The sequence below is a fragment of the Streptomyces sp. TG1A-60 genome (assembly GCF_037201975.1).
In the GTDB taxonomy this organism is placed as follows: Bacteria; Actinomycetota; Actinomycetes; order Streptomycetales; family Streptomycetaceae; genus Streptomyces.
Genome location: NZ_CP147520.1, coordinates 1,870,726 through 1,884,019, shown reverse-complemented (window position 1 = coordinate 1,884,019; position 13,294 = coordinate 1,870,726). Strand labels below are relative to the sequence as shown.

Annotated in this window: 8 protein-coding genes and 2 pseudogenes; 2 read left to right on the top strand and 8 right to left on the bottom strand. The window is 71.4% G+C overall.

Annotation, left to right across the window (positions count from 1 at the left end; all coding sequences use genetic code 11):
- Positions 1-150: 150 nt before the first annotated feature.
- From WBG99_RS07630 to WBG99_RS07600, 7 genes and pseudogenes are all read right to left on the bottom strand, one after another.
- Entirely contained in the window at positions 151-921 is a 771-nt protein-coding gene (locus WBG99_RS07630; protein WP_338895595.1) for a class I SAM-dependent methyltransferase, read from the bottom strand.
- Between the two features lie 80 nt (positions 922-1,001).
- The gene (locus WBG99_RS07625; protein ID WP_338895594.1) at positions 1,002-2,204 is read right to left on the bottom strand and encodes an aminotransferase class V-fold PLP-dependent enzyme; all 1,203 of its coding nucleotides are present in this window, start codon (positions 2,202-2,204) and stop codon (positions 1,002-1,004) included.
- Positions 2,205-2,208: 4 nt separating this feature from the next.
- Positions 2,209-3,552, bottom strand: a complete 1,344-nt coding sequence (locus tag WBG99_RS07620; protein WP_338895593.1) for a pyridoxal-phosphate dependent enzyme — start codon at positions 3,550-3,552, stop codon at positions 2,209-2,211.
- Positions 3,549-5,038 (bottom strand): annotated as a pseudogene (locus tag WBG99_RS07615) (Y4yA family PLP-dependent enzyme). The gene WBG99_RS07620 and the pseudogene WBG99_RS07615 overlap by 4 nt, the downstream one beginning before the upstream one ends.
- A 501-nt stretch (positions 5,039-5,539) precedes the next feature.
- Positions 5,540-6,268 carry a spermidine synthase gene (locus tag WBG99_RS07610; RefSeq protein WP_338895592.1) on the bottom strand — a complete coding sequence of 243 codons (729 nt, stop codon included), beginning with the start codon at positions 6,266-6,268 and terminating at the stop codon, positions 5,540-5,542.
- Between the two features lie 100 nt (positions 6,269-6,368).
- Complete coding sequence (locus tag WBG99_RS07605; RefSeq protein ID WP_338895591.1) at positions 6,369-8,054, bottom strand: ribonuclease J; 1,686 nt, start codon at positions 8,052-8,054, stop codon at positions 6,369-6,371.
- A gap of 85 nt (positions 8,055-8,139) precedes the next feature.
- The gene (locus WBG99_RS07600; protein WP_338895590.1) at positions 8,140-8,289 is read right to left on the bottom strand and encodes a hypothetical protein; all 150 of its coding nucleotides are present in this window, start codon (positions 8,287-8,289) and stop codon (positions 8,140-8,142) included.
- A gap of 158 nt (positions 8,290-8,447) precedes the next feature.
- Here WBG99_RS07600 and WBG99_RS07595 point away from each other — a divergent pair.
- Both WBG99_RS07595 and WBG99_RS07590 read left to right on the top strand, forming a co-directional pair.
- Positions 8,448-8,591: pseudogene (locus WBG99_RS07595) on the top strand (VOC family protein); the annotation flags it as partial.
- A gap of 184 nt (positions 8,592-8,775) precedes the next feature.
- A complete protein-coding gene (locus tag WBG99_RS07590; protein ID WP_338895589.1) occupies positions 8,776-8,970 on the top strand; it encodes a hypothetical protein in 195 nt (64 codons plus the stop codon).
- A gap of 40 nt (positions 8,971-9,010) precedes the next feature.
- Here WBG99_RS07590 and WBG99_RS07585 read toward each other — a convergent pair whose 3' ends face one another.
- On the bottom strand, positions 9,011-13,138 hold the full coding sequence (locus tag WBG99_RS07585) for a molybdopterin-dependent oxidoreductase (protein WP_338895588.1): 4,128 nt from the start codon (positions 13,136-13,138) through the stop codon (positions 9,011-9,013).
- Between the last annotated feature and the right edge of the window lie 156 nt (positions 13,139-13,294).

The following is a 13,294-nucleotide window of genomic DNA, read 5'->3' as shown; positions in this document are numbered from 1 at the left end:
CCGCCTCAGGCGTCGGCGGTGACGCGTTCGGCCCACTCCCCGACGGCTTCGGAGTCCGCCGGACGCCCGCTGTCGGGCCGTCGGGAGGCGCACACCGATTCCCCCCGGTGCCGGGCCGTGTCGCCGGCGACGTCCTCCCCAGGGGGCCGGTCAGCCCTTGAGTGCGACGAGGACGTGGCTGTCGCCGCACTGCCAGACCGGGGTGATGCCGCGAAAGCCCGACTGCTCCAGGAGTTCGGCGTGGCGGGTGAGCGTCAGGTCGTTGTCGTTTCCGCCGTGGTTCGCGAGCGCCGCCTGGCGCTTCTCGCGTTGGGCGAACAGGTCGGTCAGTTCCGGGTCCTGGGCCGCCGCACTCCACCAGGCGTCCCAGTCCTCGTGGTCGTGGGTGCGTGACCGCTCGGCTCGTCGTCGCCCCACATAGGCGGTGAGTTCCGAGCAGCGCCGGTCGTCCGGGGCGAAGTGGTCGCCGTTGACGAGGGCGCCCCCCGGCCGCAGCAGGCTCTCCAGCCGACGGTAGGTCCGCAGCAGGGTCCGTTCCGAGAGGTAGTGGAGGGCTGTCGTCGAGACGACCGCGTCCAGCGGGCGGTCCAGGCCGAGGGCGTCGGTCCATCCGCTGTCCCCGATCACGGCGTCCACATAGCGGGCGGCTTCCGCGTGATGGGCACGGCCGAGCTCCAGGAGCACCGGATCCATGTCCACGGCGACGACCTCCGCGTCCGGCAGCCTCGCGACGAGCCGGGAGGCCAGCGATCCCGGTCCGCAGCCGAGGTCGAGGACCAACGGCCGGTCCTGGTGCGCGACGACGTGTTCGACGACGTCGGCGATGACCGTGAACCGCTCCTCGCGGGCGATGGCGTAGTGCTGCTGCTGCAGTTCCCAGCGCTCCACCCACAGCTTGGCCGTGTCCATGCTTACGCCCATGCTTCGCGTCGCCTCTTCCGTCTCTCCATCGCCGAGTAGGCTCAGAACCTACCCCTTGTTGGAAACGGTTTCCATTCGCCTTACTGCTCCAGGGTCGTCAGCACGCTCAGCAGGCGGTCGATCTCCTGCGCGGTGTTGTAGACGTGCAGGCTGATCCGCACCGAGCCGTCCCGCTTGTCCGTACCGGCCTGGCACAGGTTGTCGGCCCGCACCATGATGCCGTGGCTGTACAGGATGAAGCCCAGGTCGTCCGACGGGATGTCGCGGTGCCGGAAGGTGACGATGCCGTGGCGCCGCTGCGCGGCCGAGTCGGCGGCCAGACTGGCCTGACAGCCCAGCACCTCGTACGGGGCCAGACGGCGGAGCCCCTCGGTGAGCCGGGCGGTCAGGGCGGTGGTCCAGCGCGCGATCCGCTCGGTGTCCGCCGCGTCCAGCCAGTCGAGCGCGGCCCCCAGGGAGGCGATGCCCACCGTGTTCGGGGTGCCGCTCCAGCCGCCGGGCCGGAACTCCCCGCCGCGCCCGGGTGCGTTGCGGGCCCAGACGGCACCGGAGCCGGGCAGGGCCAACGCCTTGTGTCCGGAGAAGACGACGAAGTCCACGTCGAGCCGGTTCACGGACACCGGGAGATGGCCGATGCTCTGGGCGGCGTCCAGGCAGATCGGCACGTCCGGCCCGACGGCCTCACGGATGCGGTGCACGTTCATGTCGCCGCCGTAGACATGGTGGACGTGGGTGGCGGCGACGAAGCGGGTGCGCGGGCCGACGACTTCGGCCAGCGCCCGGTGGTCGTAGTCGCCCGACGACTTCTGGTACGGCAGCTCGCGCAGGTGCACGGTGACGCCCCGCGCCGCCAGCAGCCGCCGGACCTCCAGCCAGGGTTCCAGGTTCGCCCGGTGGTCGGCGAAGGGAACGAGGATCTCGTCGCCCTGCGAGAGCCGGCCCGGGAGCCAGTCGCGGGCGACGGTCCGCAGCCCTTCGGTGGTGCCGCTGGTGAAGTGGACTCGCGAGCACTCGGGATCGGGGTCGCCGAGGAACTCCTTGACACGCCGCCGGGTCCGTTCCACCAAGGCCGTCGTCTGGTTGGCCCACGGGTAACTCCCGCGCCCGGCATTGGCGTTCGCCGTCGTCAGATACGTCTGTACGGCGTCCAGGACGGCCCGCGGCTTCTGCGAGGTGGCCGCGCTGTCCAGGTAGGCCACGTCGGGGTGCGCGGTGATGATGGGGAACTGGGCCCGCAACTCCCGCTGCCACCCGGCCAGTTCCGTCAGGTCGGTGCCGGCCATGGCGTCAGTCCCTCACCAGCGGGGCGCCGGCGTCACGCCACGCGACGATCCCACCGGACAGACTGCGCACGTCGGGATGGCCCATGCGCGTCAGCAGCGCGGCATAGCGAGCCGACTTCTCGCCGACCGGGCACGCCAGCAGCACCGGCTGCCGTTTGCTGAACGGCAGGCCGCCGCGCACGAGCTCGTCGAACAGCTCGTCGGCGATATTGACCGAGCCGTCGATGTGCAGCGCGGCGTACGCGTGCGGACCGCGCAGGTCGACCACGAGGGGGCGCGGCTGACCGTCCTCGATCCATCGGCGAGCGTCCGCCGCGTCGACGACCGCGGCCTCCGCTCGCACCTCGGCGTCGGAGAGGGCCGCCGCGGAGTTCTTCCGGGGCGGCCGGCCCAGAAGCTCGGGACGGCGCTGCCGTACGTAACTGAGGTAGCTCTCGGCACGGTCGCAGACGATGAAGACCGCCGTCCGGCGCCCCGCCGCCCCCGCCTCCGTCAGTTCCGCGTCCACCGTACGGAGGCGGCGCACGGCGCCGTGGTAGGCGGCGCCACCCGTGGGTCCGGCCAGCAGCCCGCAGCGGCGGATCAGCGTCAGCATCCCGTCGATGGCCTCGTCGGCGGTCACCGACTCGATCGTGTCGTACGTCGCCGGGTCGAACAGGCCCACCTGGTGCACCTCGTCGATGGTGCGGATGCCGGGGATGAAGTCCGACTTGTGGGCGACGAGCCCGACCACCGCTACCCCGGAGTCCTGTTCGCGCAGCGCCCGGGCGACACCGGTGGAGGAGCCGGCCGTGCCCACGCACGCGATGAACCAGTCCGGAGCCCGCCCGTCCAGGTCCTTGACGATCTCCTGCCCGGTGCCCGTCACATGGGCCTCGGTGTTGCGCGGGTTGAAGTACTGGTCGGTGTGCAGATACGCGCTCCCGTCCTCGGCGAGCGCCTGGTGGAAGCGGGTCAGCGGGTCGTCCGTGGCGGTCGGGTCCAGGCACTCGCTCTGCCCCGGCAACTCCTCGATCTCCGCACCCAGCAGCAGAAGAAGCTCCTTGATCTCCGGCACCCGCATCCGGTTGGTGACGCTCTTGAACCTGAGGCCGTGCATCCCCGCGAGCAGGGCGAGGGCCTTCGCCGTGTTGCCGCTCGACAGCTCCACCACCGTCGCACCGCGCTCAGCCGCCGAGGCGAGACCGGGGCCGGCCATGTTCCACGCGGCCCGGTCCTTGACCGAGCCGAAGGGGTTGAGCATCTCCAGCTTGGCGTACAGATCGATGTGGCGCAGGCCGTGTACGGCCGGATCGATCCGCACCAGCGGTGTGTTGCCGATGGCCTCCGTGATGCTGTCGTACCTCATGAAACGGGTTCCCCTCGCGTGATCGGCCAGTACTCCTCGTCCAGGCACCAACGCCAGGAGGTTTCCTCCCGGGTGACGGCGACGGTCCGCGCGACCGGCTGCCGCTGCGCACGGTGGGCGTGGAAGTCCATCGCGTAACCGGCGGTGTTCGCGAAGGCCAGCAGGTCGCCCGCGCGGGGCAGCCGGGGCAGGAAGACCTTGCGTCGCGTGATCAGATCGGCCTCCAGGCACAGATTGCCGGCCAGGAAGACCCCCACCGGCCCGTCGTCATCCCTTTGCGCTCCGGAACGGGGAGGAGGACCGGATCCACGAGGACGCCGTGCTCCTCCAGGCTCATGTCACCGGCGTTCATGCCGAGGCGCACCAGGACGTCACCCGGGTCCCGGCCGGTACGGCGCACGTCGAGCACCCGCGCCAGTGACAGTCCGCACTGGTCGACGAGTGCCCTGCCCGGTTCGCAGACGAGGTCGTGGAGGTGCTCCAGGAGGAGGGTGGCGAGCGGGCGGCCCGAGGAGGGGGCGGGGTGGGCCAGCAGTTCGTCGAGGTATCCCGGCCCGGCGGTGGGACGGTGGGCCGGGTAGAGCGCCGGGGCTCCGCGCAGGGTGCCGCCCTCGTTCCGCAGTCCGTAGCCATGGCCGCGCCAGGTCAGGGCCGGACGGGTCCCGAGCACGGCCTCGGTGAGTTCGGTGGTGTAGCGCTCCCACTGACCGGCGTCGGCGACATAGCCGACTCCGAAGCCGCCGCCGATGTCGATGACACGGGGTTCCATGCCGCGGGCGCGGCATTCGTCCATGACCGTGATGCAGCTCTCCAGTGCGACGGCCTTCTCCGTGAGCCCGGTGGTGTCCAGGTGGTAGGCCACCCCGGTCAACCGGACGGCGTCCTGGTGCCGCTCGACCGTGTCGAGCAGGGCGTCGAGCTCCCGCACGGGTGAGCCGAAGCGGCTGCGCCGGAAGAGCACCTTCGTGCCCGACGCGGCGGAGTCGGAGGCCTCGAACTCCGACAGCCGCAGCAGGATGTCCGTCCGAGGCAGATCGTACTTCCGTATCAGCCGGGCGAGTTGGTCGAGCTCGGCGTGCGCGTCGATGTTCACGCAGGCGCCGGTGCGGGCGGCCAGCCACAGGAACTCCGGGTCCTTGGGACCCGTGGCCATGATCCGGTCGGGGGTGAAGCCGCACCCCAGCGCGTGTCGCAGCTCGTCCAGCGAGGCGACGTCGATGCCGACCGAGGCCGGGTCGGTCGCCGTCAGCCGCCGCGCCAGGCTGTACGCCTGGTTCGCCTTGTGCGCGAAGTAGACCCGGCCGGTGAGGTGATGCTTGTGGTAGACGCCGCGGAACCCTGCGGCGTTCTCGACGATCCGGTCGGGCAGCAGCACGTTGAGCGGTGAGCCCAGGGCGTCGACGAGGGAGTGCAGAAAGGACGCGGCATCCAGCAGCGAGTCGAGCGGTGGCTCCAGCCGAGGCTGGAGGTACAAGGGCGCACGCACGGCAGGGCCCCTCCCCGTGCAGGGGCTGCCGCAGCCCCAGGCGGCCGAGCGACACCGCCGTGGAGCGTCGGCAGCCACTCGGACAACCGTTCGGGGATCATCATTTCCCGTTGCATATCCCTTTAAGCCCTGGGAAGAGCCCGGGGTTCGGCCGTCGAGGGCGGCTGCTCCGTTCGGCTGCCGCGTTGTCAGTTCTTGAGGACGTGTCCCGCCCACTCGCCGGAGCCGCCCGTCTCGGCGGCGGCCTCGGTGTGGCAGGCCGGCGTACCGCGGGCCGCTGCTCGGACCACGCGAAGGCCGGGACTATCCGCTTCACCGCGTAGAGAGGATGCTTGCAAGCCGCTGGGTCAGAGACCGCAGCGAGGCTTCTGAACTGCACCGATGGGCAGCCCCCGCACTCGCCGCCGATCTTCTCGCGGAGGGCCTGGAGACGCTGGGCCACCACCGGAGCGGCTGTTCGGCGGTACGTGAGCGGCAGCCGCCTCGCCCGCCGAGTTCCTCCTACGGCCCGTCCGGCGCCTTGCCGGCCAGGTAGACGGTGTTGGTCGAGGTACCGCCTTGCAGGGGGTTGTCGAAGTCGACGACATGGGCCGCTGCCTGTGCGAAGACGGCCGTGAGCGCGGAGGCGAACTGCTCGTCGGGCGGGTCGTTCGACCACAGGGCGAACACCCCGCCCGGGTGGAGGTGGCCGGCGAGGGCGCGGAGCCCGGCGGGCTGGTACAGGGCCGCGTGGCGCGGGTGGAGCACATGGCGCGGTGAGTGGTCGACGTCCAGCAGGACGGCGTGGAAGCGGCGGCCCGGCTCCTCGGGGTCCAGACCGCCGGGGTCGGCGGCCAGCGCGAAGAAGTCGCCGTGGACCAGGCGGCAGCGGGCGTCCGACGTGAGCCGGGCTCCGAGGGGCACCAGGTGCCGCTGATGCCAGTCGATGACTTCGGCGAGCGCGTCGATCACGGTCAGCGAGCGCACCCGGGGGTCGTCCAGGGCGGCCTGGGCGGTGTAGCCGAGTCCGAGTCCGCCGACGGCCACGTCCAGTGCGGTGTCCGGCAACTGCGCCAGGGCGAGTTCGGTGAGCGCGATCTCGCCGCTGGTGAAGAGACTGGACATCAGGAACTCGTCGCCGAGCTTCACCTCGTACACGTCGTCTCCCGAGACAGGGTGGCGGCGCCGGCGCAGACTGATCTCGCCGATCGGTGTCGGCTGCCAGTCGATCTCCTCGAAGCGCAGGCTCATCGTTCACCTTTCTGACGTTCGGGGACGTTCGGGTGCCGTGGCCGCGTGGCGACGCATGCTCTGCCCCGGCGGGGGAGGGGGAGTCGGGGCGGCGGCCCGGTCAGGCGTCGATGATGACGGGGATGATCAGTGGCCTGCGGCGGTGGGTGCGGAACGCCCAGTTGGCCACGGCGCGGGCGATGAGCTGTTCGAGCTGGTGGGCGTCGCCGACGCCCTCCTGCGCGGCGTTGGCCAGCGTTTTCTCGATGACGGGGACGACCGGCTCGAAGGTGGTGTCGTCGTGGACGAAGCCGCGGGCCAGGAAGTCGGGGGCCTCGGCCAGGGCGCCGGTGTCGGCGTCGACGATGGCCACGACCGTGACGACGCCCTCCTCGGCGAGGGTGACGCGGTCCTTGAGGGACGCCTCCGTGGCGCCGCCGACCTCCATGCCCTCCACGTAGACGTTGCCCGCGGGCACCTTGCCGGTGATGGAGGCGCGGCCGTCGACGAGGTCGACGACGACACCGTCCTCGGCGATGACGACCCGGTCGGGGTCGACGCCGGTACGGATGGCGAGGTCGGCGTTGGCCCGCAGGTGGCGGAACTCGCCGTGCACCGGCATGACGTTGCGGGGCCGGACGATGTTGTAGCAGTAGACGAGTTCGCCGGCGCTGGCGTGGCCGGAGACGTGCACCTTGGCGTTGCCCTTGTGGACGACGTTGGCGCCCCACCGGGTCAGGCCGTTGATCACGCGGTAGATGGCGTTCTCGTTGCCGGGGATGAGGGAGCTGGCGAGCAGGACGGTGTCGCCCTTGCCGATGCGGATCTGGTGGTCGCGGTTGGCCATCCGCGACAGGGCCGCCATCGGTTCGCCCTGGGAGCCCGTGCACACGAGGGTGACCTGGTGGTCGGGCAGCTTCTCCAGTTCCTTGGCGTTCACGACGAGGCCGGGCGGGACCTTGAGGTAGCCCAGGTCGCGGGCGATGCCCATGTTGCGGACCATGGAGCGGCCCACGAAGGCCACCTTGCGGCCGTGCTGGTGGGCGGCGTCCAGGACCTGCTGGATGCGGTGCACGTGGCTGGCGAAGCTGGAGACGATGACCCGGCGGGGCGCGGTGCGCATCACCTGTTCGATCGCGGGGTTCAGTTCGCGTTCGGAGGTGGTGAAGCCGGGGACCTCGGCGTTGGTGGAGTCGGTGAGGAAGAGGTCGACGCCCTCCTCGCCGAGGCGGGCGAAGGCGCGCAGGTCGGTGATGCGGTCGTCCAGGGGGAACTGGTCCATCTTGAAGTCACCGGTGTGCAGCACCATCCCGGCGCCGGTGCGGATCGCGACGGCGAGGCCGTCGGGGATGGAGTGGTTGACGGCCACGAACTCGCAGTCGAAGGGGCCGAAGCCGCGCCGGTCGCCCTCGCGCACGCGCACCGTGCGGGGCCGGATCCGGTGTTCCTTGAGCTTGGCCTCGATGAAAGCGAGGGTGAGCTTGGAGCCGACGACGGGGATGTCCGCCCGCTCCCGCAGCAGATAGGGCACGCCACCGATGTGGTCCTCGTGGCCGTGGGTGAGCACGATGGCCACGATGTCGTCGAGGCGGTCCCGGATGGAGGTGAAGTCGGGAAGGATCACGTCCACGCCGGGCTGGTTGTCCTCCGGGAACAACACGCCGCAGTCCACGATCAGCAGCTTTCCGGCATGCTCGAAGACGGTCATGTTGCGGCCGATTTCGCCCAGGCCGCCCAGGGCGGTGACCCTCAGCCCTCCTTCGGGCAGTGGCGGGGCGGCTTTGAGTTCGGGGTGCGGATGGCTCATACCCTCACGTTATCGGAGACTCTGCCGGGGTGATCCACTGCCTGCACGGTGGAGGCGAGGCGAGGCACGGCGGCGGGCGCCTCGGTCACCGCGAGGGGAGGGACAGGGAGTGGTGGAGGCGGTAGCGCCCGCCGCCGGTGGGCCGTACCCCGGGTGTGCTGGAGAAGATCTCGTGCCCTTCGTCGTGGTGACCGGCGTCAGCGGCTTCCCGGTGTGCCTCGATGCTGGTCCACACGGTGTACAGCAGGACGCGGCTGCCGTCGGCGCTGCGCAGGGAACCGCTCGACGTGCCTGTGGCGAGGTGCTTAGGATCTCTGGCGCGGCATCGCGTGTCGGTCATCGGTCGGGTGAGGCATGGAGGCGCCGCGGAGATGCCCGTGGAGGCATCGACCAGTGTCAGTCGAGTTCAACCACACCATCGTTCTCACCCGTGACCGGGAGAAGTCCGCTCGTTTCCTTGCCGGGATCCTGGGCCTTGAGGTCGGGGAGCCGGCCGGGATGTTCCTGCCCGTGACGACCGCCAACGGCGTCACGCTGCCGCCGGATGCGGGGCCGTTGGGTTCGACGGCGTCGTGAGGCCGCCCGTCCCGGCCGGTTGCCCGGGGCGCGGCGGAAGCACTTGTCGAGCGGAGAGACGAGACAGCCGCGGGACACGTTGTAAAGAGATGGCAAAGCCGTCGGTCTCGGAGGACGGCGGTCGGCCGTTGTCGCGATCTCCCGCATGCGCGGCAGGGGTTCCACGGTCTGCGGTGGTCGGGAACCGACGGTCGACGGTGAGCAGGTGCGCGGGTCGCCGCGCTGGCCGCCGAAACCCGGCGAGGAGCGGATTCCCGGGCGGGCATGGGATGCCGAGGCGGACACGCTCGGCCGGACGCGGTGCGGCGCACCACACGCCTCCCGGCAGGGCTGGATCTGAACCAGGGACGCGCGGGACCGCCGACAGAACCGATCGACGCTCAGTACACGTCCCGCACGTACCGCTTCTCCGTCGCCAGTTGCTTCACATACGCGGCGGCCTCGCCCTCGGTCATCCCGCCGTGCGTGACCGCGATGTCCCGCAGCGCCTGGTCGACGTCCTTCGCCATGCGGGAGGCGTCACCGCAGACGTAGAAGCGGGCGCCGTCCTGGAGCCAGTGCCACAGCTCGGGGCCGTGCTCGCGCATCCGGTCCTGGACATAGACCTTCGCGCGCTGGTCACGGGAGAACGCGGTGTCCAACCTGCTGAGGACACCCGTCTCCTGAAGGGCCGTCAGCTCCTCTTCGTAGTAGAAGTCCGTCGCCCGGTGCTGCTCCCCGAAGAACAGCCAGTTGGGCGCCCGGTGGCCGAGGGCCCGCCGTTCCTGGAGGAAGCCGAGGAAGGGGGCGACGCCGGTACCGGGGCCGACCATGATCGTGGGGGTCACCGGGTCGGCCGGCGGCCGGAAGTGCGGTGAGCTCCGCACGAACACCGGCACCTCCATGTCCGCGTCGCCGTCCGCGAGGAAGGGTGAGCAGACGCCGCCGCGCGGGCGACCGCGCAGGTTCTCGTACCGCACGACCGACACCGTCAGCGAGACGTGGCGCGGCTCGACGAGCGGGCTCGACGAGATGGAGTACAGCCGGGGCTGGAGCCGCTTGAAGACGCCGGTCCAGTCCTGCGCGGAGGCCCGCGCGGCGAACTCGGCCACCACGTCCACGGCCTGCCGCCCCCACGACCACTGGGCCAGCCCGTCCTTGTTGTCCGGGCGCATCAGCTTCTTCAACTCCCGGTTGTCCCGCGTCCGTTCACAGACGAAGCGGAGCAGGTCAGGGGTGATCCGGGTGATGTCCAGGTGCCGGTGCAGGGCCTCGGCGAAGGGCACCTCGCCCACGCCGCCGACCTCCACGGGGGTCGAGCCGTCCAGGCCGGTCACCGCCAGCCACTCCGCCGTCAGGTCGAGGGAGTTGACCGGCCGCACGCCGAGCGCGTCGCCCGCCTCGTACGACAGCCCCGTCCCGCTGGTGTCGAAGGTGAACCGGCGTACCTCCTTGCCCGCCCCGGCCCGGCTGAGCAGCCGGTTGCCGACCAGCCGCGCGGAGGCGGGCACGGGCTTGGCGGAACGGATGAGGGGGGCCGGGGCGGCGGCGGGGTCGGCCTGCGGCTGTGCTCCCGGAGCCGCGTCCGTGTCCGTGCCGGTCCCCGCCCCGAGCGCGGTGATGACCTGGCCGAGCCAGGCGTCCGCCGACGGTTCGTAGTCCGGCTCGCAGTCCGTACGCGGGGCGAGGCGCACCGCGCCCAGCTCGTCGAGGCGTGCGTCCAGCCGTCGGCCGTGCCCGCAGAAGTCGTCGTAGGAGGAGTCCCCGAAGGCCAGCACCGCGTAGCGCACACCCTCCAGGCGCGGGGCCTCCTGGTGCGAGAGCGCGTCCCAGAACCCCGAGCCGTTGTCGGGCGCGTCGCCGTCACCGAAGGTACTGGTGATCAGCAACAGGTCGGCACCCAGCGGCAGTTGGCCCGGGTTCGCCTCGTCCATGCCGACGAGCGTCGCCCGGTGTCCCGCCGCGCCGAGATGCTCGGCCGCCGCCGCCGCGAACTCCTCGGCGGTCCCGGTCTGCGAGGCCCACAGCACGACGACCTCACGCCCGGCCGGCTCGACGGCGGCGGGTGCCGCGCTCGGAGGCGCCGACCGCGAGTACATCCCGGCGAGCACGCCGTTCACCCACAGCGCGTGCTCGGGGCTGAACGGCGCGTCGGTCGGCAGCACGGGGACGCCCCGCACCCCGGAGCCGAGTCCGGCGAGGAAGCCGGTGAGGTACTGCCGCTCCTGGGCGGACAGGACGGGCGGGGGAGCGGGTGCCAGCCCGAGGGCGGTCATCGCGGCCCCGGGTGACGACGTCGCGGTCCCGGGCGCGGTCCCCGGAAGCGGGGGCGACGGGGCGGCGACCCCCCTGGACGGGACGGGCAGGGGCGGCGGGGGCGAGGAAACCCTGGCCAGCCCCACCGCGCACACCTTCAACTCCGGCTGGAACGACAGCGGGTCCACCGCGTCACTCGTCACCGCGTTGATGCTCAGATATTCCCCGAACAGGTCGTTCCAGTGGAACGGCGCGAACAGGCACCCCGGGCGCACCCGATCGGTCACCACCGCCGGCAGCACGGCCCGCCCCCGCCGCGAGGCGACCTCGACGGAGTCCCCCTCGGCGATCCCCAGCGACTCGGCGTCCTGCGGATGCACCTCCACGAAGGGCCCGGGGTTCAGCCTGTTGAGCTTGGCGACCTTGCCCGTCTTCGTCAGTGTGTGCCACTGATGCTGGAGCCGCCCGGTGTTGAGCACGAACGGATAGTCGTCGTCCGGCATCTCGGCGGGTGCCAGGTGCGGCCGGGCATGGAACACGGCCCGCCCGCTCGCCGTGGGAAACACCGGCGAACCGCTCTCCCGGTAGCGGATGGGGTTGCGGTCCGGCCCCTCCTCCGAGGCCGCCGGCCACTGCACCGGCCCCGACCGCAGCCGCTCGTACGTCACGCCCCGCAGATCCCACCCGGTCTTCGGGTTCCAGGCCTGCTTGATCTCCTCGAACACCTGCTCGGCACTGTCGTACGAGAACCCCTTCTCGAACCCCATCTCCCGGGCGACGGCGGCGATGATCCGCCAGTCGGCCATCGCCTCGCCGGGCGGATCGGCGGCGGGGGCCGCGAGCGTCAGATCGCGCTCGCTGTTGATGAGGACGCCCTCGGACTCGGTCCACATGGCGCCGGGGAGCACGACATCGGCGTACGCGTTGGTCTCGGTGTCCGCGAAGACGTCCTGCGTGACGACGAACTCGGCGGCCTCCAGCCCCTCGATGACGGTCTTCCGATTGGCGACCGAGGCGACGGGGTTGGTGCAGATGATCCAGCAGGCCTTGATCTCCCCGTCGGCCATCTTCTGGAACATCTCGACGGTGCCCTTGCCGACCCCGCCCTTGCGCAGGGTCTCCGGCGCCAGCCCCCACAGCTCCTCGACGAACGCCCGCTCCTCGTCCACGAGCACGGACCGCTGACCCGGCAGCCCCGGCCCCATGTAGCCCATCTCGCGCCCGCCCATGGCGTTGGGCTGCCCGGTCAGCGAGAACGGGCCGCTGCCCGGGCGGCAGACGGCGCCGGTCGCGAGGTGCAGATTGACGAGGGCGTTGGTGTTCCAGGTGCCGTGCGTGGACTGGTTGAGCCCCATGGTCCAGCAGCTCGTCCACTCGCCGGCCTCGCCGATCAGCCGGGCGGCCTCGCGTATGTCGTCCGCGGCGAGACCCGTGATCCCGGCGACGGCGTCCGGCGGGTAAGCGGCGAGGAAGCCGGGCATCGCCTCCCAGCCCTCGGTGTGGGCGGCGATGAAGTCGGGGTCGGTGTGCCCGTCGGTGTGCAGCAGATGAAGAAGGCCGTTGAGCAGCGCGAGATCCGTACCCGGGTGTATCTGGAGGAACAGGTCGGCCTTCTTGGCGGTCGCCGTCCGCCGCGGATCGACGACGATCAGCTTGGCGCCCGCCTTGACCCGGTCCATCATCCGCAGGAAGAGGACGGGATGACAGTCGGCCATGTTCGAGCCGATGACGAGGAAGACGTCCGCCTTGTCCAGATCCTCGTACGAGCCGGGCGGTCCGTCGGCGCCCAGCGAGAGCTTGTAGCCCGTGCCGGCGCTCGCCATGCACAGGCGGGAGTTGGACTCGATCTGGTTGGTGCGGATGAAGCCCTTGGCCAGCTTGTTCGCCAGATACTGGGCTTCGAGGCTCATCTGGCCGGAGACGTAGAAGGCGAACGCGTCGGGCCCGTGCTCGTCGATGATCGCTCGCAGCCGCCGGGCGGTCTCGGTGATCGCGCGGCCGACGGGAGCGGGGACCGGCTCCTCGCCCCGGTCGTCCCGTACGAGGGCGGTGGCGAGCCGGCCGGGTGCGGACAGCATGTCGGCCGTGGTCGCGCCCTTGGTGCAGAGGCGGCCGAAGTTGGCAGGGTGTGACTTGTCACCGGACGCCCTCAGGACCGTACGCCGGCCGTCGGGGCCCATCCCGACGTCGAGGAGCATGCCGCAGCCGACACCGCAGTACGAGCACACGGTCCGGACCTGGCTCGTGGTACTCCGCGGGCCCTGTGCGGCCACGGGCGGCCCCTCTCTGTCGGCGTCCGGGATGTCCGGGCGGTGTCACCCCGGGGGTGTCCGGGCGGGTTGCCGGCCGCTGTCCGGTACGGCGGCCGGTCGCTGCGCGGTGCCGCGTCCGGTCGCCGTCTGGTACGGCGGCCGGACGGCATCCGCTCA